General features: G+C 40.7%; 28 protein-coding genes, 1 tRNA gene, 1 rRNA gene and 1 other RNA gene. 12 read left to right on the plus strand and 19 right to left on the minus strand.

The genetic code is table 11. The features are described from left to right. Positions 1-294, minus strand: a 16S ribosomal RNA gene (locus tag HNR53_RS07515); the annotation flags it as partial. A 968-nt stretch (positions 295-1,262) separates the two neighbouring features. Here HNR53_RS07515 and HNR53_RS07520 point away from each other — a divergent pair. Both HNR53_RS07520 and HNR53_RS07525 read left to right on the plus strand, forming a co-directional pair. Next, on the plus strand, positions 1,263-1,958 hold the full coding sequence (locus HNR53_RS07520; RefSeq protein WP_184524498.1) for an MgtC/SapB family protein: 696 nt from the start codon (positions 1,263-1,265) through the stop codon (positions 1,956-1,958). Positions 1,959-2,080: 122 nt separating this feature from the next. Then, a tRNA-Ala gene (locus tag HNR53_RS07525) sits at positions 2,081-2,153 on the plus strand. A gap of 44 nt (positions 2,154-2,197) precedes the next feature. Here the strand turns inward: HNR53_RS07525 and HNR53_RS07530 are convergent. Next, positions 2,198-3,202 (minus strand): LLM class flavin-dependent oxidoreductase, encoded by a 1,005-nt coding sequence (locus tag HNR53_RS07530; RefSeq protein ID WP_184524500.1) that lies wholly within the window; start codon positions 3,200-3,202, stop codon positions 2,198-2,200. Positions 3,203-3,403: 201 nt separating this feature from the next. Here HNR53_RS07530 and HNR53_RS07535 point away from each other — a divergent pair, with 201 nt between their 5' ends. Further along, complete coding sequence (locus HNR53_RS07535; protein WP_184524502.1) at positions 3,404-3,841, plus strand: DUF6376 family protein; 438 nt, start codon at positions 3,404-3,406, stop codon at positions 3,839-3,841. 134 nt (positions 3,842-3,975) lie between these two features. Here the strand turns inward: HNR53_RS07535 and HNR53_RS07540 are convergent, their stop codons facing one another. From HNR53_RS07540 to HNR53_RS07580, 9 genes are all read right to left on the minus strand, one after another. Then, positions 3,976-4,251: a 2Fe-2S iron-sulfur cluster binding domain-containing protein gene (locus tag HNR53_RS07540; protein WP_184524504.1), complete on the minus strand. Its 276-nt coding sequence runs from the start codon at positions 4,249-4,251 to the stop codon at positions 3,976-3,978. Positions 4,252-4,322: 71 nt separating this feature from the next. Beyond that, positions 4,323-5,342: an NADH:ubiquinone reductase (Na(+)-transporting) subunit F gene (locus HNR53_RS07545; protein ID WP_184524506.1), complete on the minus strand. Its 1,020-nt coding sequence runs from the start codon at positions 5,340-5,342 to the stop codon at positions 4,323-4,325. A 110-nt stretch (positions 5,343-5,452) separates the two neighbouring features. Then, positions 5,453-5,731, minus strand: coding sequence for a hypothetical protein (locus HNR53_RS07550; protein ID WP_184524508.1), 279 nt, complete (start codon positions 5,729-5,731; stop codon positions 5,453-5,455). A 24-nt stretch (positions 5,732-5,755) separates the two neighbouring features. Then, entirely contained in the window at positions 5,756-7,258 is a 1,503-nt protein-coding gene (locus HNR53_RS07555) for a YHS domain-containing protein (protein WP_184524510.1), read from the minus strand. A 19-nt stretch (positions 7,259-7,277) separates the two neighbouring features. Then, positions 7,278-7,571, minus strand: coding sequence for an MmoB/DmpM family protein (locus tag HNR53_RS07560; protein ID WP_184524512.1), 294 nt, complete (start codon positions 7,569-7,571; stop codon positions 7,278-7,280). A 16-nt stretch (positions 7,572-7,587) separates the two neighbouring features. Further along, positions 7,588-8,709, minus strand: coding sequence for a ferritin family protein (locus HNR53_RS07565; RefSeq protein WP_184524514.1), 1,122 nt, complete (start codon positions 8,707-8,709; stop codon positions 7,588-7,590). 67 nt (positions 8,710-8,776) lie between these two features. Next, on the minus strand, positions 8,777-9,691 hold the full coding sequence (locus HNR53_RS07570) for a catechol 2,3-dioxygenase (protein WP_184524516.1): 915 nt from the start codon (positions 9,689-9,691) through the stop codon (positions 8,777-8,779). Positions 9,692-9,987: 296 nt separating this feature from the next. Further along, positions 9,988-10,827 (minus strand): alpha/beta fold hydrolase, encoded by an 840-nt coding sequence (locus HNR53_RS07575; protein WP_184524518.1) that lies wholly within the window; start codon positions 10,825-10,827, stop codon positions 9,988-9,990. 142 nt (positions 10,828-10,969) lie between these two features. Further along, on the minus strand, positions 10,970-11,191 hold the full coding sequence (locus tag HNR53_RS07580; protein ID WP_184524520.1) for a YdbC family protein: 222 nt from the start codon (positions 11,189-11,191) through the stop codon (positions 10,970-10,972). 279 nt (positions 11,192-11,470) lie between these two features. Between HNR53_RS07580 and HNR53_RS07585 the strand changes: the two genes are divergently transcribed. Continuing rightward, positions 11,471-12,151, plus strand: coding sequence for a phosphoribosylaminoimidazolesuccinocarboxamide synthase (locus HNR53_RS07585; protein WP_184524522.1), 681 nt, complete (start codon positions 11,471-11,473; stop codon positions 12,149-12,151). A 292-nt stretch (positions 12,152-12,443) separates the two neighbouring features. Here HNR53_RS07585 and HNR53_RS07590 read toward each other — a convergent pair whose 3' ends face one another. The 4 genes from HNR53_RS07590 to HNR53_RS07605 form a co-directional block, all read right to left on the minus strand. Continuing rightward, entirely contained in the window at positions 12,444-13,154 is a 711-nt protein-coding gene (locus HNR53_RS07590; protein ID WP_184524524.1) for a Crp/Fnr family transcriptional regulator, read from the minus strand. A 171-nt stretch (positions 13,155-13,325) separates the two neighbouring features. Continuing rightward, on the minus strand, positions 13,326-13,505 hold the full coding sequence (locus HNR53_RS07595; RefSeq protein WP_184524526.1) for a small acid-soluble spore protein H: 180 nt from the start codon (positions 13,503-13,505) through the stop codon (positions 13,326-13,328). A gap of 146 nt (positions 13,506-13,651) precedes the next feature. Next, a non-coding RNA gene (gene ssrS, locus HNR53_RS07600) (6S RNA) lies at positions 13,652-13,847 on the minus strand. A gap of 109 nt (positions 13,848-13,956) precedes the next feature. Next, on the minus strand, positions 13,957-14,361 hold the full coding sequence (locus HNR53_RS07605) for a YkvA family protein (protein WP_184524528.1): 405 nt from the start codon (positions 14,359-14,361) through the stop codon (positions 13,957-13,959). Between the two features lie 281 nt (positions 14,362-14,642). Here HNR53_RS07605 and HNR53_RS07610 point away from each other — a divergent pair, with 281 nt between their 5' ends. Beyond that, entirely contained in the window at positions 14,643-14,918 is a 276-nt protein-coding gene (locus tag HNR53_RS07610) for a hypothetical protein (protein ID WP_184524530.1), read from the plus strand. Between the two features lie 105 nt (positions 14,919-15,023). Beyond that, positions 15,024-15,701, plus strand: coding sequence for an SOS response-associated peptidase (locus tag HNR53_RS07615; protein ID WP_184524532.1), 678 nt, complete (start codon positions 15,024-15,026; stop codon positions 15,699-15,701). A 46-nt stretch (positions 15,702-15,747) separates the two neighbouring features. On the opposite strand, the gene HNR53_RS07620 is transcribed toward HNR53_RS07615, so the two are convergent. The 3 genes from HNR53_RS07620 to trpD are packed head-to-tail and all read right to left on the minus strand — an operon-like array spanning position 15,748 to position 18,206. After that, positions 15,748-16,440, minus strand: coding sequence for a phosphoribosylanthranilate isomerase (locus HNR53_RS07620; RefSeq protein WP_343065299.1), 693 nt, complete (start codon positions 16,438-16,440; stop codon positions 15,748-15,750). Positions 16,441-16,444: 4 nt separating this feature from the next. After that, complete coding sequence (locus tag HNR53_RS07625) at positions 16,445-17,173, minus strand: indole-3-glycerol-phosphate synthase (RefSeq protein ID WP_184524536.1); 729 nt, start codon at positions 17,171-17,173, stop codon at positions 16,445-16,447. 1 nt (position 17,174) lies between these two features. Then, positions 17,175-18,206, minus strand: a complete 1,032-nt coding sequence (gene trpD, locus HNR53_RS07630) for an anthranilate phosphoribosyltransferase (RefSeq protein WP_184524538.1) — start codon at positions 18,204-18,206, stop codon at positions 17,175-17,177. 304 nt (positions 18,207-18,510) lie between these two features. On the opposite strand from trpD, the gene HNR53_RS07635 reads away from it, so the two are divergent. From HNR53_RS07635 to HNR53_RS07645, 3 genes are all read left to right on the plus strand, one after another. After that, positions 18,511-19,086 (plus strand): hypothetical protein, encoded by a 576-nt coding sequence (locus tag HNR53_RS07635; RefSeq protein WP_184524540.1) that lies wholly within the window; start codon positions 18,511-18,513, stop codon positions 19,084-19,086. Between the two features lie 146 nt (positions 19,087-19,232). Beyond that, a complete protein-coding gene (locus tag HNR53_RS07640; RefSeq protein WP_184524542.1) occupies positions 19,233-19,931 on the plus strand; it encodes a response regulator transcription factor in 699 nt (232 codons plus the stop codon). Further along, a complete protein-coding gene (locus HNR53_RS07645) occupies positions 19,928-21,310 on the plus strand; it encodes a sensor histidine kinase (protein WP_184524544.1) in 1,383 nt (460 codons plus the stop codon). The genes HNR53_RS07640 and HNR53_RS07645 overlap by 4 nt, the downstream gene beginning before the upstream one ends. Before the next feature lie 64 nt (positions 21,311-21,374). Here HNR53_RS07645 and HNR53_RS07650 read toward each other — a convergent pair whose 3' ends face one another. Beyond that, on the minus strand, positions 21,375-21,551 hold the full coding sequence (locus HNR53_RS07650; RefSeq protein ID WP_184524546.1) for a hypothetical protein: 177 nt from the start codon (positions 21,549-21,551) through the stop codon (positions 21,375-21,377). Positions 21,552-21,692: 141 nt separating this feature from the next. Here HNR53_RS07650 and HNR53_RS07655 point away from each other — a divergent pair, with 141 nt between their 5' ends. The 3 genes from HNR53_RS07655 (at position 21,693) to HNR53_RS07670 (ending at position 25,335) form a co-directional block, all read left to right on the plus strand. Then, positions 21,693-21,851 carry a hypothetical protein gene (locus tag HNR53_RS07655; RefSeq protein WP_246439408.1) on the plus strand — a complete coding sequence of 53 codons (159 nt, stop codon included), beginning with the start codon at positions 21,693-21,695 and terminating at the stop codon, positions 21,849-21,851. Positions 21,852-22,081: 230 nt separating this feature from the next. Continuing rightward, on the plus strand, positions 22,082-24,151 hold the full coding sequence (gene fdhF / locus HNR53_RS23175) for a formate dehydrogenase subunit alpha (protein ID WP_343065300.1): 2,070 nt from the start codon (positions 22,082-22,084) through the stop codon (positions 24,149-24,151). A gap of 230 nt (positions 24,152-24,381) precedes the next feature. Further along, on the plus strand, positions 24,382-25,335 hold the full coding sequence (locus HNR53_RS07670; protein ID WP_184524550.1) for a VanW family protein: 954 nt from the start codon (positions 24,382-24,384) through the stop codon (positions 25,333-25,335). Positions 25,336-25,454 lie beyond the last annotated feature (119 nt).

The raw sequence follows: 25,454 nt of genomic DNA on the forward strand, positions 1-25,454 counted from the left end.
TACGCATCGTCGCCTTGGTGAGCCGTTACCTCACCAACTAGCTAATGCGCCGCGGGCCCATCTATAAGTGACAGCCGAAACCGTCTTTCAGCCTTTCCTCATGAGAGGAAAGGAATTATCCGGTATTAGCTCCGGTTTCCCGAAGTTATCCCAGTCTTATAGGCAGGTTGCCCACGTGTTACTCACCCGTCCGCCGCTAACTTTTGGGAGCAAGCTCCCAAAAGTCCGCTCGACTTGCATGTATTAGGCACGCCGCCAGCGTTCGTCCTGAGCCAGGATCAAACTCTCCAATAAGATGAGACTTTAATTGTGAGGCGGTTTTCCTCACAATTATTAGTCGAATCGATCGGGCATTTACGAACAGTTTATCCGAAGGATATTACTGTTCGTTAATCGCGATAAAGAGTATGAGTTAGCTCATAAATTTTGTTGTTAAACACAACTAGAATTAACGTTGACGTTTTCGTTTGTTTAGTTTTCAAAGAACAATTTTTTATTCGCTTCAAAAGCGACCTTTATAATTTAACATATTGTTTCCTGTTTTGTCAACAACTACTTCATTTATTTTTTTCGTTGTTGCAAAGTCGTTTTGACGACAAGATATAATATATCATGTTTAAAAAATAAATACAATAGTTTTTAAAACTTTTTTCAAAAAAAACTGCGAGTCATAAAAAACAAGCAATGCACATAGTTTTTATTAACTCTACATACAAGGTGTTGATTTGATGCTGCAAACTTTCGCGTTTTATTTATCGTTCATTATGGCTGTCTTTTTATATTCATATGCATATATAGAGGGATTAAAAATTGCTAATACTGCAGGAAAAGTTCATGGTGGAACCTTTATTTTTTCAGTACTTTCAGCATTAGTCTTTTCGTCCTTCACCTTTATTTTCATATGAATAATAATGGACTTTCAATGGATCTTTATTCAAAAATAGAGACACTTGAAAGCCCATTTTTTTATTTTCATTCATCTATTAAGAAGAACATAATCCGAAATTATAGACAAAAACCAATCCTTATTAGTAATAAGCTCGAGTTCTTAAACATATTTATACAAGAATCCAGGTATCATAAAATAACACCGCAAAAAAAAACAATATTTAATATAATACACCTAATCGTCATTTATTATGGCCATTATATATATCTGAATACTTCTTTGTTTTATCCGGCAATCTTAATTATCTGGATCTTTTGGCAAAAAAACTCTACGCTTAATTCATAAGACAATAAATATAGAAAGAGCGATGGGAATGAACAGTGTAGATTTAGAACTATTAATGAAGTTGGGGATTTCCGCAATTTTAGGAATGATCATCGGACTCGAAAGAGAATTAAAACGAAAACCGGTTGGTTTAAAAACGAGCTTAGTCATTTCTATAGTCAGCTGTCTTTTAACTATTGTGTCCATCGAATCTGCATATAAATTTCCACGAAATGATGACATCAACATCACGATGGATCCTCTTCGCCTCGCGGCACAAATCGTCTCTGGGATAGGTTTTCTAGGTGCCGGGGTTATTTTACGCCGAGGAAATGACAGTATTTCGGGTCTGACAACTGCCGCTTTAATATGGGGGGCTGCCGGAATCGGAATTGCCGTTGGAGTCGGTTATTATGTAGAGGCGATAGCAGGAGTAGCTTTATTGATTATCAGTGTAGAAATCGTCCCGTTCTTCTTTGGACTTGTCGGACCTAGTCAATTAAGCCAAAAGGAAATAACGATGCATTTAAGAGTAGACGATCAACATAATTTGGACGGAATCATTCATTCATTCAAAGATCTTAATATGACCATAAGAAGCATACGAATCAAGGATTTGAAAGAAGGCGATCAGCTCCTCAGCCTTGTGGTAGCTGTGAATTATCGCAGAAGCATTACTGATGTTTATTACGCCGTCTCCCGTATCGAAGGAGTCAAAAGAATGGAAATTGGGAGTCTGCAATAGTTTTTAGTCTGCAGATTCCCTTAGGAAATAAAGAGAAGCTCCCCACGGAATTTTTATAAAAAACGGAGTAATCCCCCTTGCACTCAGCTCGGTTTCTGGCTATAATATATTTTGTACCTATCGGGGGATTAGCTCAGCTGGGAGAGCGCTTGCATGGCATGCAAGAGGTCGTGGGTTCGAGCCCCATATTCTCCATATACTAAAACCACCAAAAACCTTGAGAAGATTCTCAAGGTTTTTTATTTTTTCAGACCGCAAGCCTTTGCAATCAATTCATAGGAGCGGCGTTTTGCTTCAGGGGAATGCGTAATCGTTACAAGCATGATTTCATCGGCACGGTATTTCTGCTGCATTTGGGTCAGCCTTTCTTTTACTACATTGGGGCTCCCAATAATCATTTTCTGTTTCATCTTTTCCAAAGCTTCTTTTTCTTTATCTTCAGGAACATATTGCTTAACCTCTTTAATAGAAGGAACCAATCCGTGACCTTGCCCGTTCGCTTTTCGCAGCGACCAAATTAAAGTGCTGAGTGCCAGTTCTTCCGCTTCTTCCGTCGTTTCGGCACAAATAACCGAAACCGTGAGCATCACCTGCGGCTTTTCTCCTTGCTTTCTTTCCCTAAAGCGTTCACGATATTCTCTAATCATTTCGCTTCCATCTTGATCACTCATAAACAGTCCAAATGCATAGGGTAATCCTTTTTCCGCAGCAAGCATCGCACTCTTCTTTCCTGTTCCTAAAAGCCAGGCTGCCGGTGCAATAGGAGGCACAGGGGAAGCAGATAATTTTACATATCCACTTTCCGTTGGATAATCATCTTCTAAAAAGCGGACAAGGTCCTCTACCTTTTCCGGCACTTTCCAAACTTCTTGTAAAAAGTTTTCACTTAAGGCGTTCGTTGCTTCGGCAGAACCGCCTGGAGCGCGTCCGATTCCTACATCAATCCGGCCGGGAAAAAGTGTTGCGAGCATATTGTAAACCTCTGCCACCTTAAATGGTTTATAATGTGGCAGTAACACAGCACCAGCGCCAATTCGTATCGTGTTTGTATGCGCACCAATATAGCTTAACATTACTTCCGGTGCAGGACAGGCCAGCCCCGGCAGATTATGATGCTCGGCAATCCAATAACGGGTATAGCCCAGTTCTTCCCCTGCTTGTGCTAATTTCATTGATTCATACAGGGCATCCTGTGCTGTCTGATCGGAGGAAATGGGTGATTGATCTAATATACTTAATTTCATAACTTGAGCCTTCTTTTATACTATTAAAGCCAGTGCATCACTGCTGACTGACCTTCTAATGAAGATAATAACATTTGCAGCGTGATAGAGTAAAATGGAAATTTCCTATTTTTAATATAAATGAAACTTTTCAGACACTGGTACGTATGTTATTGCGAGGAATCGAAATCATTTATTATATTTTAGACGAGGAGCATTATAATGAAAAAACTGCTTTATCTATTTGCTGTGCTTATCCCACTATTGTTAAGCGGGTGTTCTTTACTTGAGGAAACAAATAAATCGCTGGAATACGTAAATGAAACAACGGACTACTTAAATGATTTAAGTACATTCGCCGAAAACGCACCGCAAATGTTCCAGGATGCTGCGACAAGCCAAGAAACAAAAAAAGATTTAGAAAACCAATTAACGAGCCTGTCAGCGGAAATTGAAAACTTTAATTCCATTGAACCGCCTGTCATAGCTGAAGATATTCACCAGCAACTGGTAGCAAAAAATGAAGTGCTCATTGATCAGATTAATCAAGTCATGGTGAACGGAGAAATCCTGCTTGACCAGATAGAAAATACAGGAATTTATACGACAATAGAAGAAATTACGAAGCTCCGGAATCAGCTTGAGGAATTAGGAGTGTAACTTAAGTTCCACCAATAAGGTGGGGCTTTTTCTAAATAAAAAAACTCCAGTTACAAAGACATATTAATGAAGAAATCATCTTTGCAACTGGAGTCAACTCTATTTATGGAATGGGACAATATGGGGAATTACCCTCAAACAAGCACTTGCATATCACTCTTTGGAAAGGTTTTACATGCCAATGTGTAATCCTGCTCTCTTTCAGAATCAGGAAGCACCGCTTTTGAACTCTTCCCTCTTTCATAGGAGCCTTCATTCACTTTAATTTTACATAAACCGCAGCCGCCGCCTTTACAGGCATAGTTAATCGTGACTCCCTGTATGTTGGCTGCATCAAGAAGAGTCTGATTGTCCTTACAAACCAATTCTTGCTGGATACCATTCTGGTTCAGTACTTTTACTTTATACATAGGTTCTCACCTCAAATCAAATTCACTTGTCGATTCTTAACTTAGAAGTCGAAAACTTTTGCTGAATGAAGTTAGAATTCATCATATGCAATATCCGCACCCTTAACGCCCGCTTTAGAAAGAGCATCACAAGCTGTTTCGATCATGATTGGCGGACCGCAAAGATATGCATCAGCATTAGTCATATTCTCAAGCTTGCGTCCAATGATATCAGCAATGAAACCTGTCTCGCCATTCCACTCCACTGAAGGATCCTGGTTTGATAAGGCTGGGACAAAGTGGAAGTTCGGGTGTTTCTCGGCTAACTCCACCCATTCTTCAGTCAAATATAAATCATTTGTTGTACGTGCACCATAGAAGAACCATGCTTCCTTTTCATAGTTTTCTGTGAATAGCTCCTCAATTAGTGATTTTATTGGAGCCATACCGGAACCGCCAGCAACGAAAATGATGTCTTTATCACGATTACGGAGCTGCATATTTCCGTAAGGACCCGATCCGGTAAGCTTATCTCCTGCTTTCAAATCACACATATAATTTGAACCTGCGCCATCCTTTACACGCTTTATATGAAATTCAACAATACCATCTTCTTTATATTTAGTGGCTACAGAATAAGCGCGGGTATCTTCAAGACCCGGAATATCAAATTCAAAGAACTGTCCTGCGCCATATGGGAAGTCCTCTGCTAATTTTAATTGGATCATATGGATATCGTGAGTGCACTGCTTATTCTCCACTACTTCCGCTGCAAAATCATGAACAGCATAGAAAGGAAGATCTGATTCTTCTTCTTCTACTTCGATGACAAGATCGCTTTCTACTAATGTACTGCACATGAGAGTGATGCCTTCTTCCCGCTCAAAGCTCATTAATGAGTACTCTGAAACACGATCCATAATTTCAAAGTCACCTTCAAGCACCTGGCACTTACAAGCTGAACAGCTGCCGTGACGGCATCCGTATGCTACTTGAATCCCATTGCGGATCGCAGCATCTAAGATGGTCTGGCCTTCTTTTACTGTAATCGTTTTACCGCTTGGCTCTAATGTCACTTCATATGTTTCTACTGCAGTTGAAGATTGGCTCATCGTTCAAAACTCCCCTCTCATTATAAAAATGTTTTGATGGGAATAATAGAGTATAAGCGTAAACTTATACTCTATTATTCCTTGTATAGGCTATAACCGGACACTGCCACTTATGCTATTTCTAAAAAATCTCCATTGCGGATACCCGCTTCTTTCAGGTCACCATCTAACGAAACCTCTACCTTGCCATCGCCGCGAATTAAAAAGAGGCGGTAGTTCTTGTCCTCATTTACCTTCCAGGCACTAAGGCATATCTCTAGTAATTCTTTGTTTGTCATATCATAACGGGCTCTAACCCCGATATTTCCTAGTAACATATTGCTTTCTGCTGCTTCTTTTAATACCGGCCAGACAATCAATTGATTGTCATCTTTTAAATAGTTTGCCATGCTGCCGCCTCCAGTTCTTAAACTTTAGAAAAATTTCTTATCCAGTCCTAAATGCTTCCGGTGCTCCAGCCAATGAGCATGTTCTCTTGAGGAATAGTGCTCACCTGCTTCTTCCGGCGATAGACCTGTATATTTGAATATTCCGGCAACTGGATCCTCACCAAACTCTCCAGCCAGATACGCTTCGGCCGGCCACCAAATTTGCACATATTTATGAGGTTCCTGTTCAAAGATATGTTTACATCCCGGTGAGCATGTTTGATACGTTTTACCGTTATACTCACTGTATTGTGTCCACTTTTGGGTCGGATTTTCCGGATCCGGGAATTCTGCAGGAATCTGACATACCGTACAAATGGATGGAATACCAGGGCTTGCACCAGCCAAAACATGATCATCCATGCGGTGGAAATATGGTGCATAATATTGGTCGAATAAAGGATATTCCTTTGAAAGCCATTCATAATCATCCGGCTGCAATTGGAATCCTCTGAAGAGGTTCGCATGTTTATAGTGGTCAAGGATGCGCATAACAGAGTGAGAATAAAGTTCTTTTTCTTTAATGCTGTCTTCAGCATGTTTCGGCAGGCGGATGCCATATTTTCTTAAATCCTTAAACAGCCCATTAAATACCTGTTCCTCAACATAAATCTCAAATGCCTTCTTCCAAGAGATTGGACGAATACGAGGATAATAGTCTACAAGTGCCGCAATGACTGAGAACAAGCGATACGCTCTCCAATACCATTTATCGAGCCAGCCTTGGATAATCGGAACATTGCGTTCATCTTCCTCCAAGAGCATTTTTAAAGCAGACATTCCTAATGCCATGTGGCGGGATTCATCCGATTGAACCGTTTTACCGACAGCGGCAAAGTTTTCATCTCCTACTGCACCCGCAGAAGAAGCAAACGGCAGGAATAAAATATTGGTAAACACATACTCAAATGAGAAGGAAATCGCCATTAGTGCTTCAAAAGGACCAGCTGTCATCGCATCATCAAAGAATGACTTTGGTACTGTATTGAACCATAGATTCTGTGTTGTATTAGCAAAATTATGAAGTCCGTCAATCTGCTTGCTCATATGTGCATAGTGTTTAATCTCAATCTGAGCATGACGCAGCTCATCAATCGCCTGATTAAAAGTAGCAAAACGAATCTGTTCGATCGGAATATTGCGTCCGATATAAGCCATTAAGCGGTGTGCTGAATATTCGGCAGGCTGAACTGCTGTCGCAAATACTTTAACCCCTTCATACCAGCGTGAATCTACCACTTTGGCATGACCGTCATTTGCTTCAAAGGCATTGCGGACTGCATGGTAGATACCGTCCTTTTCAGACTGAATCTTTACATACTGGTTGTAGGCCATGCGGAAAGGATCTTCCCATCTGCTTGGGTCTTTAATAATAATGCCCTCTTTTTCAATCAGCGGGTATACTTTATTCATATCGAAATCTTTTGGTTCCCACATTAAATCCCTAGTCATTGCATAATATTTCTCTTTAACGCCCAACTTAGCCATGATGCTGTCCCCTCCTTAATTAAGCCTCTTCCCATTCGATGATAATCTGCTCTTCGTCCCATTCAGTGATAAAACCAAAGCATGAGGACATATAGATATGCAATTGATCCATATCAAAATCGGCGCCAAGATGCTCTTCCACTGTTTCGCGATTCAGTACCAGCCTTTGCGGTACTTTTACTTTCTTATACACCATATAATCTTCAACTAAAGCGCCTTCATTATCTTCTTCAATCGCCGCAATAATCGCAGAAACAATTGAACCGCCGCTTGTATCTAAATCCATGCCAACATATGCTTCTTTTACGTTCATCGTTATCGTTCCTTTCCTAATTAAGTGCTGCTTCATATTGTTTGAACGGTATTTTATGTTTTTTATAGACAGGAACTATATGTTCTTCTTCTACTTTTTTCAGGGAAGCTTCCAAATCTATTTCCATTCCATGTTTTTCAAAAAGCGGTTTTAACGCTAACACTGCTTCAAATGCCTTTGGATACCATTTTTCTACCCATTCTTGAATGATTTCAATATTTGAAAGAGTTTCTTCCGGTGTCTCACGCGGGTCGCTCAAGACTCTGCCCCAGCGGTAATCGCCTTCCCAATCCTCGTAGCCCATTGATTTTAAATAATCCCAGCGGCTTTCAGCTGTATCTTTTGCCAGCATGCCAAAAAGTGATGCGGTCCAGTCACGGCTCCAATCGAGCTGTTTTCCAATTACCAGATTCAAAATAGATAGATGAGTATCTCCCTGTTTGATCGCCTCTTTGTTAAATTCACGGTACATTAAGTTTCCAAGCAGTAAATCAAGGGTAAGATTGGTGGCGATAAGCACTTCAGCCCAATCATCCGTTAGTAGAACTTCTTCTACATAATGACGGAGCGGCTGAAATGCCGGTTCATTCAGTAAGACTTCTTTTCCAGCATTAAGGAATTCATCGTGATGTTCCTGCATATTCATCGCCCATTGTGAAATCCATTGTGCCCGTCCAATTTTGTCAAATGCCTGGTACGTTGCACATTGTTCGATGGCTGTTCCTAATGCATAACGAATCACATACTGCATTTGAACACTCTCGCCATATTCAAGGTGACGGAGTGGAGTATAAATTTCCCTTAAGGCATTTACCCATTCCGGAGAAAGATTTTCAATCACTTGGAGCTCATTAGCATAGGAGAAACCATTTTCAACTTCTTCGGCCAACTTTTTGCGGTTATTTACATATGGTGTGTACCAATACTTTTTCGGGTCACGGAATGCTTCCCAATCGGAACTCTTTAATCTCGTATAACGTGGATCATAAATATCATAATCACGTTCATCAAATATATGGCGGTAATGCATATGAACATATGGCTGCTGTCTTACTGTTACATCTTCATATTCATTCTTCGTTTTATAATCCCACGCCTGATCTCTGATTGTCTTTTTGAACGTTGGTTCTGTTGTCATCCTTTTTCCTCCTCGTTCCATTCACTCAATTTTAAGAGACAAAAGCGGCAAGTGAAGCCGCTTTTAATCAAGTTAAAGCTGTGCTGAAAGAATCAATTAATGCTCTTCTATGATAGAAAATACCTTGTCCTATTTTATCTTCAGTCCAAGTAATCGTTGGGAAGTCAGGATAAGCAATGTATCCACCTGCAAACGCCTCGTTTCGGTTACCGGATGGGTCATAGAAATAGACGGTTTCTCCTCTTGTAATACCATGACGGGTTGGTGTTACTTCTATTTGCACTTCATTTCTCGATAAAATATCAGCAGCCTTTAATACGTCGTACCAGTTATCCACGTGGAAACCTGCATGGTGCAGTTTTGCATTTGGTCCTTTAATAAAGGCAACATCATGCGGTTTTCCGTTTCTAGCATGCATGAAGCTTCCAATCGTTGTTTCTCCATCCACTGTCGTGATTCTTTCACTTTGGTGTAAATCAAGTACTTCTGTGAATAATCTCGTTACCGTGTCTACATCATCACCGGTTAATAGCAGGTGGTCCAGACGATGAGGGGCAATTCCTCTTAAACCTTCCGGCCATGGATGAGGATTTAAATTTCCTGTTCTTGACCCGACAACCTGGATATCAGAGTATAATTCTAATTGATGTCCTGTTGGCAGCTCGAAGCGAATCGCTTCACCTTCTCCTAATCGTGTACCTTTAGAAATTCTCTTTAACGTACAGCCAAATTGTTCAATTTTCTTCTCAAAATCAGCCAGTTCGTCATCGTTTTCTACTTTAAACGCAAAGTGGTCTAATCCAGCAGAATCTGATTCTTGAAGAATAACGCTGTGATGGTCAAATTCATCCCACGCTTTTAAATAAACCTTTCCTTCACTTTCTCCAGTTATATCTAAACCAATAATATTGGTATAATAATCTACAGCTTGTTTCAAATCCAATACCTTAATTTCAGCTCTTCCAATACGCATAATTGACATGAAAATCACCTCGTTGTTTAATTGGTATTATTTTTATGTTTTTTAACTTAGTTATATTGATAACGTATTCACAGTTTATAATTTTCCAAAAATTTTGTATACGACATAATCATTTGAATTTTTTTTAGTTTTCCGCATTATTCATACGAATTTTTTATACAAAGTGATAAAAATCATGATTTTAATCACTTTTCGCGAATGTAAGACTGAATATTCAGGTTATTCATAGCAAATAAAAGGCAAAAAAAATCCTGTAACTTCTTTTTTCTTAGGAGTTACAGGACGATAAATCAAATTTATGAATTTAATTGTTTCGCTTTAGCATCGCGGAGGAAGAAATTCTCGCACAGATCAGCAAATTCATCCTTTTTCTCGATTTGCGTCCAGTGTCCGCATTTAGAGAACAGATGAAGCTCTGAATTTGGCATAAGCTCGAAAAATCTTAAACTTGTTTCTTTATACGGAATAACAATATCGTCTTTTCCGTGAACCATCAGCACTTGATGATCAATCTTTCTAATTTGTTCATCAGTAAGTGCCAATGCATCCAATTTTTCTTGGCGCGGTTCGGCAAACATTTTTGAGAAAGCCTCTTGAAGACCAGGCTGAATGCTGGCTTCATAGCGCAGCTGCGCTAATTCATCTGTGGCAAATTCATCGCCGTAGCTAAAAATCTTGAGCAGGTTTTTCATATTCTCAACACTTGGTTCATAGCCCCATACTTTATCTAAACCGTAAGTGATAGGGTATGATGTACCAACAGCTCCCATTAGCACCATCTTTTTCACCAAATCCGGTCTTTTATTAGCAATATGCAGGGTTAATGCACCGCCCATTGAGTTGCCGATAATGTGAACGCGGTCTTGGATAACGTTTTCAATAAAAGCAATAAGATGATCTGTCCAAGTATCGACATTATATTCAATATCGTCTGGTCTTTCTGTATAACCAAAACCGACAACATCTGGTGCATAGATATGGAAGTTTTCTGCAAGTCTTGGAATAATTAATCTCCAGTTCGCCCATGCCGTTACCCCTGGACCTGAACCATGAATCAATAAAATCGCTTCACCGTGGCCTGCTTCATGATAGTGTGTTGAAATGCCATTGACATCAATGTATTTAGAGTAATCCATTTTGTACTCCCTCCATTTTTTAAATGATTTACAAAAATAATAATTATTCTGTAAATTAAAACAAATTGTAAATCCTATTTTCAAAAAAGTCTATCAAAAATTAGAAAAAGGCTGGATTAGTTATGATCCAGCCTGCAGATTTTTAAAGATCCATATGATTTAATAAGTCTCGTAATTCCTTTAATTCTTCAGTAGAAAGGGTAACTCCTTTTCCCATTTTCGTGTGATCTGGTGCCCAGTCACGTAAATCATATTTTGGCGTTTTCCCATTCCAGCTGATCAGATTTAGTTCTTTGTTCCACCCTTTTGGAGATTGTGACAGGGTTCCTATTGTTTCTTGAATATCATATTTAATGTCTGCCATTTATTTTCCTCCTATAGTTTTTTCTCTAATCATTGTTTGCCTATCCAATTTATACCATAGATTCCAAATACAACACCAGTTATCTTATCTAGTGCATATGGTCTATTTTAAGCTGGAAGAACAGAGCTGCATTTTCTGACAAAAACTGACGATATTTTGTCATTTTTAGCGGATCATATTGTATTTTGTTTTTTTTTGCGATTATAATAGGAAAGCAAGTAAATAAGGGAAAATATTGGTTAATCTAACTATAGCACGCTGATAAAAGGAGCTGTAAAAATGAAACTTACATACACAGGTAAAACAAAAAATGTTTACGCGTTAGAAGATGGAAACTATTTGCTGCAGTTTAAAGATGACGTAACGGGTGAAAACGGGGTATTTGATCCAGGTGCCAATACAGTCGGATTAACGATGGAAGGTGCAGGCCGCGCCGGATTAAAGTTAACCAAGTTCTTTTTTGAAAAATTACAAGAAAAAGGGATTCCTACTCACTACATTGCTGCTGATATCGAAAAAGCAACCATGACCGTCAAACCTGCACAGGTCTTTGGAGAAGGATTGGAAGTTATTTGCCGTTTCCGCGCAGTGGGAAGCTTTTTACGCAGATATGGTAAGTATGCAACAGATGCTCAGCCACTCGATGCATTTGTTGAAGTGACGTTAAAAGATGATGACCGTCAGGATCCTCCAATCTCAGAAGATGCACTTGACATGCTTGGAATCTTAACAAAAGAGGAATACCAAACATTAAAATCGTTAACACAGCAAATTGCTCATGTTGTGAAAGATGAACTCGCAGTAAAAGGAATCGAATTATACGATATCAAATTTGAATTCGGCCGTGTTGGCGAAGATAAGCAAATCGTCCTAATCGATGAAATCTCCGGCGGAAATATGCGCGCGTATAAAGACGGAGAGTATATTGAGCCGTTAGAACTTGAAAAAATGTTTTTATAATCTATTGCCATTATCGTAAAAAAGGCCTTCTTTTCGAAGGCTTTTTTATTCGTATTTATTTACTCTGCTGTACCGATTTTCATATCGTATAAGAATAAAGCATGGACGTCATGGACGTCTTGATCAATGCGCTTTAATTTTTAAATGATGCCTTCGAATGAAGCCTCTTCTTCTACTTGTTCACCAAGGAATAAGTAGTCCTATTATACTATATAAGAGGCTTTCTATTAATTATTCCAGAATAATAATATTCGATATTTTATGGACAGAATTTCATTTTTTTGTGTGATTTTTAAACAAGAAGGAGTCCGTCTAAATCTAGAATTTCAATTTTCTTATGTAATTTCTGTTTAATGAGTCCGTCCTGCTCCAGGTCAGCAAGTTTACGGCTGACTGTTTCCGGAGTGGTTCCAAGATAGGAAGCCAGGTCTTTTTTACTCATAGGCAGTACAATCTCATGGCTGTCTTTTTCCGCATCGATACACTCAGCTAAAAACATCGCAATTCTGGTTTCCACTTTTTCAGTCGCAAATCGCGTTGTCTGTTTCTCCGACTGATCCAGTCTGTTTGAGAACTCGCTTAGTATTTTTAATGAAATCGTTGGGTATTTCAATAATAGCTTTTGCAGATCCGTACGCTTGATGACACAAACCAGCGTTTCCAGCATCGCTTCTGCGTAAGATTCATGCACTCCTTCATTAAATAGTGCCAATTCACCTGTAAAGTCCCCTGGTCTTAGGATGCGGACGAGCTGTTCTTTTCCCGACTCTGATAATCGGTAGATTCTGATTTTCCCTTTATTTACGAGATAAAGGGCATCGGACTGCTCTCCTGCCTGATAAATCATTTCTCCCTTTTGAAAGATTATAGACCGTGCCGTATTCATGATTTCATCCATTTGTCCCTCTTCTAAGTGATTAAATATCGGGACTAAGGAAACGCATTTATCTTGTGTTCCTTTGTGGTGCTCTCCCTCATGTATACAGCCGTGAGTTTTTTCCATATATACTCCTCCATTTTACTGAGTCTAATTCTATTATACATGAGCTGTCTGTGGGTTTCCCGTGACGGGGATCAAGTCTGAGGGGTTTTCTTGTTTTTTGTATGAAGTACACGAAGTTTACCTTGAAAAAACAAGCCTCCACCAAAAAGGATGGGGCTTGTTAAGCATAACTTACTGTTCGTTTAAGCTTGTTACTGAGACACTTTGTTTTTGATTGGGATTATTTAAAGAATGAATAGTGGCTAAGCCCTTTTGCTGGTCGACATGCTCGATATAAACGTTTTCTCCATTACAGGTTACGTTAGCCATAACCGGTGAAGATGCGATTTCCTGCGCACGCTGCATTTCCATTGCGGCACCCCCCTTTTGTTTTTCCATAGTATTATTTGTCTGACCTTCTCGTCCTATACCAGCGGTTAATCAACTGTTTACGATATTATTTTTCATTTTCAGATCAAAAAAACCAGTTCCGGACGGAACTGGTTTCTAAAGGCTTATAAATAGCCGCGCTTGCCGTAAATGAACTAAGAAAGTTTTAAACCACCACTCCTAAAAGTGGGTGTTCGCAGAAACAATCCTGCATGCCCCCCTTGTCATATAGACGGAGGTTTGTCATTCCTGTTTCAATGTTAAACTCCCTGTTACAGCTTAAAGGTTAAAACTTTATTATGATTACGTACAACGCAGCCTGTGTTATTATCATAATTTATCGCGATTGATAATGCAATAGTAATTTTATCTAACTACGTTTGAAATAGTGGAATTTTTATTAACCTCCATAATAGTCAATCTTTCCCTCAGATCATTCAATTTTCGCATCAATTTCGGACGTGTCTATATTGTCTCCAAACCAATCATGCAATTTATCCCTAGCATGAGACTTAATGTCCTCGTCGATATACATCGCAACCTGAAAGAGGGCAATGCCTAAAGCGCCTAAATCATCCGTAAAGCCTGCTACGGGCATAGCATCGGGGATCAAATCAGCAGGAAGAATAAAATACCCTAATGCACCAATGATGACGACTTTTGCTTTTTTAGGTACTTCCGGTTTCTGCAAAGTATAATATAAAAGCAATACGGCATAAACGACTGAAGAACCCGCTTTTTTAGCAAATCTTTTTAATTTTCCCCAAAACTTGTCATCTGAAAAAAATTTACCTGACTTTTCTATTTCCTTTTCTATGTTATCCGGCAATTTGACCATTTTACCATCACCTTATCTATTTGCTGCAAATTTTTATTTATCACTATCATAGCTGATTCACCGTTTTTTTTAAACTAAACCTACTCTCCAAATACAAAATAAATTTTTAGTTTATCTGTTCTTTTTAAACCTTTTTCTTGGAATAAAAAAATTTATTCCAAGCTCCTTCAGATTTTTTAAGCACTTTGTCACAATTTAGACAAATCAATTTTGAATACGATCTTTCTTTTTGTTCATCCTAGTATTAAAATACGGATAGAAAACGAGGAGGGGCGAATAAGATGAGATTTCCAAAAAACGTAATTCTCGAATCTGTCGCAGAGAGAAAAAACGATCAAGCATTCGGTTTAGAGTTTGTTCAAGAATTGGGGAACGATGACGCTGGCTATTCAGAAATGATCGTAGTGATTTTTAAATACAAAGATAAATATTACAGTGTTGATATTCAGCACCTAAACGGTAAGAATAACTATGACGAATGGTCCGACGAAATTGAATGTCCTGAAGTTGTACGTAAAGAAGCGATTCAATATTATTGGGAAGAAGTTAAAGCATAAGCTAATCAAAGATATTTAATGTAAGAAAGCCTTGATTTCAAGGCTTTTTTGTTTTTCATTTTTATATTGTATAATTTACCTATAAAAGAATATGGGGTGATGACAATGTGTGGAAGATTTACGTTATTGGCAGATTTCAATACCATTATCGATCGTTTTGAAATTGAAGCGGCGATTGCAGAGGAATTATATCATCCCAGTTTCAATATTGCCCCTTCCCATTCAATTTTGGCCGTTATAAATGATGGAAGCAAAAACCGCTTAGGCTATTTACGCTGGGGATTGGTCCCGTCGTGGGCGGAGGATGAAAAAATCGGTTACAAAATGATTAATGCCAGAGCAGAAACACTGGCGCAAAAGCCAAGCTTTCGCGACGCTTATCAAAAGAGACGCTGTGTCGTTTTAGCCGACAGTTTCTATGAATGGAAACGCCATGAAGATAATGCTAAAACACCGATGCGCATCAAACTGAAATCGGATGAGTTATTTGCCATGGCAGGAATCTGGGAACGCTGGAAATCGCCAAAAGGAAATACCCTGTTCACCTGCACGATTATCACTACATCTCCCAATGAATTAATGAAAGACATCCACGACCGCATGCCTGTTATCTTACAACGGGAAGATGAGAAGATTTGGCTGGACCCATCAATCCAGGATACAAACCGATTGAATCAGCTTTTAAAGCCATTTCCGCAGGAATGGCTGGAGGCCTATGAAGTGTCCAGCTTAGTGAACTCACCGAAAAACAATTCTCCAAGCTTAATTGAACGAGTTGGGTAGAAATATCAGGCAGCAGGACCTGCAAAAAGAAGCCGGCATTTTTTTGTCAGCTTCTTTTTGCCTGCTCAGACCTGTGTATTTTGTTTATAAAAGCAGTGATTTTCTCAGGAGCCTTTTGCCCCGGCTTGACTTCTACACCGGTCAGGACATCAACAGCAAAGGGATTAACTTGTTGAACTAACGGTGCAATATTCGCAGGATTTAATCCCCCGGCGAGAACGACGGGCAGCGTACTTTCCTGCTGGATCTTTTGAAAGGTTTCTAAGTCCACCATGACACCTGTCCCGCCAGGCATCGCTTCTGTATAGGAATCAACGATAATCGCGGAGATTCCTGTTTTACATAATTCACGTGCTGCAAGCGCTGGGTCAATTATTTCAAAATCACATTTCCCCTCTTTGCTAATGCGCAAAGCCTTCATTGTTTTTATTCCGTGAGATTTAAGCGTTCCGGCTATTTTTCTAATATCGTTTAGCGTTTCTTTATAATGCAGCTGGACAACGTTTGGAGTTGTCTCAAGAGCAGTCTCTATCACATGCTCAGCGTTTCCCCCTGTGACAATACAGGTGCTGACAAATGGCGGCACCTGCCCAATCAGTTCTTTCGCAGCATCCCTCGTTAAATTCCATGGTACTGGAGTTGGATAATCGACAACAAAACCGAGCATGTGCACACCGGCCTGCACACAGAGGCTGGCGTCTCTCTGATTCATCAGACCGCAGATTTTGACTCTTGTCACAAGATTACCCCCTCCATACACGCAAATTTTGATAGCAGGCTGGCGGATCGGCTGCCCGATGAATCGCTGTTCCCACCAACACCCCATGCGCACCAGCTTTTGCTGCACGAATCACATCATCCGGGGAAGAAATGGAACTTTCACTTAACAAGAATGCCCCAGGCGGAACTAAACCTGCCAGTGTCTCTGTCGTATTGACATTTCCATCATCCATTTCCCACTGGATGATGTTTCGATTGTTAATCCCGATAAAGGATAGATTTAAATCCCTCACGGCGAGAATTTCTGCTTCGTCATGAGTTTCAACTAACGGCTCCAGCCCTAATTCTTTTGCTTCCTCTATTAACTGACACAGCTGTTCGTTTTCTAAAATAGAAGAAATAAGCAGCACACCGCTTGCACCGTACTCGGCACTCTCTTGCAGTTGTTCCTTGGTTTTAATAAAATCTTTTCTTAAAATAGGAACGCTGACAGCATGTGAAATCTCCCGCAGCAAATCCAGGGAACCGCCATAGTGTTCAGCTTCTGTGACGACTGAAATGACAGGTGCTCCCGCCTCTTCTAAATGTTTCGCCGTTTCTACAGGATTCCGTCCGAACATTAAGTCACCTTCCCCTGGCGACCTCCGCTTCATATCAGGGATAACAGGTACTCTGCCAAGCTGATATTCCTTCCACAATGCCGATGTACATTTTGTGCATGCCCCATTTTGATTTTTTTCCTCGTTCCCCATCTTATTTCACCGCTTTTAAATCATTGGATGCTTTAATTAATTGATGCAGCTTTGCCTCCGCTGCCCCGCTGTCAATCAATTCACCGGCAAGCTTTATTCCTTCCGCAAATGAATCGGCCCGATCACCAATCATTAACGCTCCTGCTGCATTCAAAATAACTGCCTGACGGCGCGGTCCTTTATCTTTGCCAGAGAATACATTACGGATCATTTCGGCATTCTCCTGAGGCGTTCCAGTGGCAATATCTTCTAATGTACAACGGGATAAGCCAAAGTCTTCAGGAGCAATTTCATACGTCGTAATGATCCCGTTATTCAGCTCGTTGATTTTTGTTTTGCCTAATAGAGAAATTTCATCCAAACCATCTTCCCCATAAACGAATAAAGCTCTTTTATATCCTAAATTCATGGCAACTTGCGAAACCGTATCCAACAGTTCCGGTTTATAAACCCCCATCACATGCTTCGTTGCTTTTGTTGGATTGATCAGCGGCCCGATAATGGTATAGAAAATCGTCTTGATGCCCAAATCCTTTTCCGGAGGCAGAACTTTGCCCATGACCGGATGGAATAGCGGTGCATAAAGGAAAGCGATGCCGATTTCTTCGATTAATTTCTCAACCGCTGCCGGGCTTAGGTGAATTTCTACATTTAATGATTCTAATACATCCGCACTTCCAGACAGGCTGGCAATGGAGCGGCTTCCATGCTTGGCAACTGGAATGCCTGCAGCAGCGGCGACAAAAGCGACAGATGTTGAGATATTAAATGTACTCAAACCGCCGCCGGTGCCGCATGTATCCATCATTTCTTCCTTTACATTCGGATTGATATGAATACAATGATCACGCATCGCTTTCGCAATAGCTGAAATTTCCGTCAAGGTCGGTCCCTTCATTAAAAGTGCAACCTGGAATCCCGCTATTTGAACATCACTTAGCTCATCATTCTTTATGGCTGTAATCAAACTGTATGCTTCCTCTGCTGTTAAATCCTGCCGTGCTGTTAACTTTTGCAAGACGTCTTTAATCATTCCTATCTCTCCTCACCTAATCTAATCATTCAAATAAAAAAGCTTTCATCCCATAGAAAAGGGACAAAAGCTTACAGCTTCTGCGTTACCACCCAAATTGGGGACTTTTGTTAATAGAAGTTAAAGATTTATGAATATTCTAGCATCTATTCTCGACATATGTCTACAAATATTTAAGCGCCTTCCTAGTGCAGCGAAAATCTTCATATTTTCTTGACATTTCCCTGAAGAGTTCTGGAAACCTGCACGATATGATCAAATTGAAAGATAGATAACCACTATTATTTTAAAGGAGACGATCGATATGAAATGGAAGAATCTATTATTGGGCGGTGCTTTGGTTAGTGCATTCTCCTTAGGGGCAATGTTCGCTCCAATTGATGAGTTAGCAGCCAGTACGAATAAAGATTCAACTGTAAAAAATACCCCCGCTGCTGTTGCAGGGGAAGGATCATCTAATGTTATCTGTCCTGTGACTGGAGCAGAAATGGGCAGCAGAGCCGGAAGAGGCATGATGGGAATGGGAAAATATTTTTCCGGAACGATGTCTGAAGTGGTTGCTAAGGAGCTTGGCCTGACCGTTGAAGAACTTCATGCAGCCAGAAGCGAAGGAAAATCAATTGCTGCCATTGCTGAAGAAAAAGGAATAGCTGTTGATACATTAATTAGCAAAATGATGGAAGCCCGGAAAGCTGAACTAAATCAACTCGTGAAAGATAGGAAAATAACAGAGGAGCAAATGAATCTCATGCTGGAAAATATGGATGCCAACATGAAAACAGCCATTGAACGGGAATCTACCGGACCGATGAATGGGCGTGGAGGCGGTATGGGAATGGGACAAGACCTCAGGATGCATGGCATGGGAGGCCAGCTCTAAATTCCATATAATAAATCAAGAATGGATCAAGGTTGAAAAACTCTGAAGTCTGCTTCAGAGTTTTTTGCTCTATTTTTAATAGATTAAGATACGGAAACCATTCCTTCCCTTGCTATAATAATTAATAGAAGTCAGGAGGGAGCTTTATGAGAAAGATCATTGCTGTGGTTGATGATGAGGAAAAAATCCGGGAAATAATCAAATCATTTTTGCATAATGAAGGTTATGAGGTTTTGGAAGCAGAGGATGGAAAAGAAGCGATTGAATTGGCGGACCAGCAGGCTATCGATCTGATGCTCCTTGATATTATGATGCCGAATATGGATGGTTTGCAGGCGTTAAGGGAAATTCGCCTGATCAATAGAAAGCTTCCAGTTATTATGCTTACCGCCAAATCGGAAGAAATTGATAAACTATTAGGGCTGGAAATGGGCGCCGATGATTATATGACGAAACCATTCAGCATGCGGGAGCTTGCCGCCAGAATGAGAGCCGTTTTAAGAAGAAGCGCACCCGATGTGGAAGCGGCAGAAGTAGATGAAATCATAAAAAGGGGCGATATTGAAATTAACTTAAACACCTATGAAGCATTCATCAACGGCGAAACATTAAACTTAACCCCCACGGAATATAAAATCCTTGTAACCTTGGCACAAAAGCCGGGAAGAGTATACAGCCGCTTACAATTGCTTGATATCTCCATGGGCGAAGCTTTTGCCAACTATGAACGCTCGATTGATACACATGTCAGCAACCTGAGGAAAAAGGTTGAAAAGGATCCGGCACATCCTGAATATATTCATACGGTATATGGAATGGGCTATCGTTTTGGTGACAAAAAATGAAGCTGCAGACAAAGTTAATCAGCGCGTTCATCGTCATTATTCTCTTTATAGGAATCAGTCAGGCTCTTATTTTAGAGAATAAGATTCAGTCAACCTTTCAAAACTACCTGGAGCAGTATAACGTTGGTTTTATGGACCGAATGAAAACAAGACTTGAACTGTATTATGAGGAAACAGGGTCGTGGGAAAATGTCCAGGAGCTTTATTTTTCTACCAGCACAGGTTTGATGGGACAGGGAAACGGCATGATGCGAGGGATGAGCGGAAACGGGATGACCATGGCTTTAAGCAATGCTGATTTAGTCCTTTTAGATAAGAATGGAATGGTCATTGCCGATACGGCAGGCACTAGAATCGGAGAAAACAATAGCGGTCTTTCCGGAAAAAAGCAAGATATTATCATTGACGGTAAAAGAAAAGGAACTCTTATACTCTACCAAAAAGCATGGCAGAACTTAGAAAAGGAATTTCTGCGTTCTGCCAATCTAGCCGTTATGATCAGCAGCATGATTGCTTCCATTATGGCCGTTCTGTTTGCTTTCTGGATTGCTAAGAGAATCACGATTCCGTTAAAAAGTCTTGTTAGAGGGGCGAAACGGACAGCAGAGGGCGGAAAATGGGAGACAGTCAGTATCAACACAAAGGATGAATTTCACGAGCTTGGAGAGGCTTTTAATGATATGGCACAGAAACTGGCCAAAAATGAAGAAGTCAGGCAGACGCTTGTTGCCGATGTCGCTCATGAACTTCGCACCCCGCTTGCGATTCTGCAGGGAAAATTAGAGTCGATTCAAGAAGGAGCCATTGAATCAAGTGAAAAGGTTGTGCTCGAACTAACCGATGAAGTCTACCGGTTAAACCGTTTAGTCAGTGATTTACAGCAATTAAGCCTAGCTGAAGCCGGTCAGCTTCCGCTTCACTTAAAACCTGTTCATATAAAAGATCTGGTTGAGCGGATCTGCAGTAATCTGCAGTGGAATGCAGACGAAAAAGAGATCACCCTTCTTTTTGACAGCATCCCGGCGGATTGCCTGCTTGAGCTTGATCCAGACCGGATCACACAAGTCATTGTCAATCTAGTTGGAAATGCGCTCCGCCATGCTCCCGAAGCCGGGATTGTGGAAGTATCATTGCAAAAAGAAGCGGATGCGATTTATCTGAGAGTATCTGACAACGGACCGGGAATCCCCGAGGATATTCTTCCGTTCATTTTTGACCGTTTTTACAAACACGACCGTTCGAGGTCCCGGAACAGCGGTGGAACCGGTCTTGGGCTGTCGATTGCCAAAGGCTTTGTTGAAGCCCACGGAGGAACACTGACAGTAAAAAGTGAAATCAATAAAGGGACTGTTTTTACCGTCTCGCTGTTGAAAAAATAACCTTATCAGTGCAAAAAAGACCCCAGAATCCATTCTGAGGTCTTTTTTGCACTGACGCTATGTTTTACATCTCCTGTGCCTGAATCTTACTTGCATTTAGGACTGTTTTGTCTTTTCCCTTCAGATTGAAGATACTATATAGCACGGGAACAATATCTGTCTTCTCACCATCAACAGTCATTGTCGTGACAACGTCGCCATTAATAAGGCTGCGCAGTCCCCGGCCGACCATCGCTGGCATCAGTCCTTTTCTGCCAGCTTAAGACTTAAGGCGCAGGCGGGAATACAGTCGATATCACTTAGTCATTCATTGCCGTGCAGCTGCGCTTTTTTATGATAGGCTGTGTTAAAGACCAATGTTGATTTTGGAGGACTTTGTTGATTGGAGTGGAAGGCACGAAGACTCCTGCGGGAACAGCGAGACAGACGAGACCCCGCAGGCACGAAGTGGCAAGGAGGCTCGGCGGTTGCCCGCGGAAAGCGAAGTGCTTGGAACGGAAATCAGCAACCAAGTTTAACAGAGCTTTATGATAAAGTGTAAACCGTACAGAAAAGTTTGAAAAGTCTAGGCATTCGCATAAATTTTACTATTAAGGATATGTGATTTGTATCCTATGAATCTTGTTTGTTCATGTAGTATAATGGCTTTAGCAGGATCTGAGATTATGTATCCCCTTTCAAAGTTCATATGATAAAAGGGAATATGTTTCGTCCTGAAAACATTCAAGAACAGTGAACATCATTTGTATCTATTAGGAGGGAATCGTTCGAATGGGTGAGGCAACAAAAATCAAAACCGTGTGCGGTTATTGCGGCACCGGCTGCGGACTTCTTGTCGAGGTAGAGGATAATAAAATTGTCCGTATCCGTGGTGACAAGGACGCACCTGTCAATAAGGGACAGACTTGTGTAAAAGGTTCATTTGCTTATGAATATGTTCATGCGAAAAGCAGACTTACTGCACCGCTGATTCGCAAAGCAGGTCAGTTAGTGGAAACAACATGGGAAGAAGCATATGACTTTATTGTTGAAAAACTTAAACAAATTAAAGCTGAATTTGGTCCTGAATCGATCACAGCATTTGCGACAGCAAGAAGCACCAATGAAGTCAATTATGTAACGCAAAAATTTATGCGTGCCGCTATTGGCAGTAATAATATTGACGGCTGTAACCGTACTTGACACGCTCCAAGTGTTGCCGGTCTGGCAACTATATTTGGCAGCGGTTCTCCAACTAACACTCTGGAGGACTTTGATCGTGCGGATGTTCTTCTGTTAATGGGTTCAAACACCACAGAAGCGCACCCAATTATTGGAAACAGAATTAAAAAAGCGGTTAAATCAGGTTTGAAAATGATTGTCATCGATCCGCGAAAAATTGACATGGTAAAAAGCGCGGACCGCCACCTGCAAATTGAAGTAGGTTCGGATATCGCCCTGATGAACTCCATGATGCATGTCATTATCAATGAAGGCTTATATGATCCAGCTTTTATTAATAAATATACAAATGATTTTGATCGTTTAAAAAAACAAGTTGAAAAATACACACCTGAATATGCAGCAGAGATTACTGGGTTATCTCCTCAGGAAATTATCGATACGGCAAGAATCTATGCAACAGCGGACAAAGCGATGATCGCTTATACATTAGGAATTACCGAGCATCATTGCGGTGTTAACAATGTATTCGATGTCGGAAATCTAGCGCTGTTAACCGGACATATCGGCCGCGAAGGCTGCGGGGTTATGCCTCTAAGAGGACAAAACAATGTGCAAGGTGCAGGAGATATGGGATGTCTGCCAAATCAGCTGCCTGGCTCCTTCAGCATTACGGATGATGAACACCGCGCCCGTTTTGAAAAAGCCTGGGGTGTCGAAATCAATCCTGTATCCGGTGATACTCAAACGCGTGCATTTGAAAAAATGGAAAACGGTGCCGTAAAGGCTCTCTACTGTATCGGTGAAAATCCGCTGATGGCAGATGTGCATATGAACCACACAAGACAGCTGCTTGAAAAGCTTGATCTCCTGATTGTTCAGGATATTTTCTTAACAGAAACGGCTAAATTAGCAGATGTCGTACTTCCAGCCAGATCATGGGGCGAAGTGGACGGTACTTACACGAACACAGATCGCCGCGTACAGCGCATACGTACTGCAGTTGCGGCCCATCCCAATACAAAAGATGACTGGGAAATTATTAGTGATATCTCAACGAGAATGGGCTATCCTATGAAATATAACAACAGTGAAGAAATATGGGATGAAATGCGTTCACTCGCATGGGAATTGTATGGCGGTATTTCTTACGCGCGATTGGATAAAGAATACAGCCTGCACTATCCATGTCCGGACGAATCTCATCCAGGTACTTTCATCCTTCATGAAAGATTTTATAATGAAGAGGAAGTAAGCACCCCATCTTCATTTATACCGGTTCCTTATACAGAGCCGATTGAAATGCCTGATGAAGAATATCCATTCACGCTTACAACAGGCAGACGCTATGAGTCTTATAATACTCATACCCAAACAAAACATTATGCCAGCGGGGCAAAATTAAAGCAGACAGAAGAAAGTGTGGATATGCATCCGGACGATGCTGCGAAGCTTGGCGTTGAATCAGGTGAAGTCGTCGAAGTTTCATCACGCAGAGGCTCTGTTCAGGTTAAAGTAAAAGTAACAGAACAAGTAGCACCAGGACTTGTCTTTATGAGTTTCCACTTCAGTGATGTTCCGACAAATGTCTTAACGATTAATGAATATGATCCGATTTCCGGTACAGCAGAATTTAAAGCATGTGCCGTAAAAATCAAAAAACTAGCTGCCGCAGTCTAATAAGGCAAAAAGGTCTGTCTTTAGGAGGTTTTCATACCTCACTAAGACAGACCTTTATTATTCGTATCGTTTTTAATTTTTATGTTTTTCCTGTAATAATTGATATTAATTTACCATTAGGCTGCAAATTCTCCAATAAAAGTTTGCAGCCTGATTTTTTGTTCAGGATTCCCTTCGTTTTCTACATAAAAAAAATTCACCTCACCCATACTAAGCAGGAGGTGAATGGATTGAATTTTTCATGGATTCTAGGGCTGCTTTTACTCGCACAACAGCAGCCGCTACCTGAGCAAGTACCTAATCATTTAACAATCAGCTATGAACAGCAGCCTATTATGATGCTCAATCGGTCTGATTTAGCTATCCCTTTGCCTGGTTTTCCTTTGATCGATGAACAAAAAAGGAAATTAACCGCTGACCGAGTCAATAAACAAATTCGCCGGGATCCGGTGGACGCCTACATCAATGAACAAGGACAGCTTATCCAAGAGAGAGCGGGAATTGAATTAAACAAAACTGCATTCACTGAACGGCTCTATACTTTTTTTTACCAGGACGGACCGGCAGATATGGATGTCCCATTAAGAACGATATATCCCCGTGTGGACAGTGAACTCCTCTCTGATATTAGAACAAAACGGATCGGGCATTATGTTACCTATTTCAACAGTAACAATAAAGAGCGTTCTTATAATATCTTTCTTGCGGCACAGAAAATCAACAATCAAGTTGTTTTTCCGGGAGAAACCTTTTCTTTTAATCAATCCGTCGGTGAACGGACAAAAGCAAAGGGCTACATGCCAGCGAAAATCATTGTTAGAGGAGAATATTCTGAAGGCATTGGCGGCGGCATCTGCCAAGTTTCCTCTACCCTCTTTAATGCCGTTGACCGCGCAGGTCTTCAGATCGTAAAACGGTACTCACACAGCAGACGTGTTCCCTATGTTCCCCCTGGAAGGGATGCCACTGTCAGCTGGTACGGGCCGGATTTCAGCTTTAAAAATGTATATAACCAGCCCATTTTAATTCGAACCAAAGTACAACACGGCATGATGCTCGTATTTATCTATTCATCTGACAGTATCAGCTACACACCGAAACAAATTCCAAGCACCAGCTTCCGTCAGGCACTTCATCCAGAGAAGACGGAGATAGCAGTGCCTCATCAAAATAAAGAATTCTGAACCAATGCTGCTGCAGTAAAAAACACTTGGGCTTCCCAGTGTTTTTTTGCGTATACCAGCCGCGAAATTCAGCCTCTTTCCATTGTATTTGTTGAATTCCCTATAGTTTTGATAGCTTT

The sequence above is a fragment of the Bacillus benzoevorans genome, from assembly GCF_014207535.1.
GTDB lineage: Bacteria > Bacillota > Bacilli > Bacillales > Cytobacillaceae > Bacillus_BD > Bacillus_BD benzoevorans.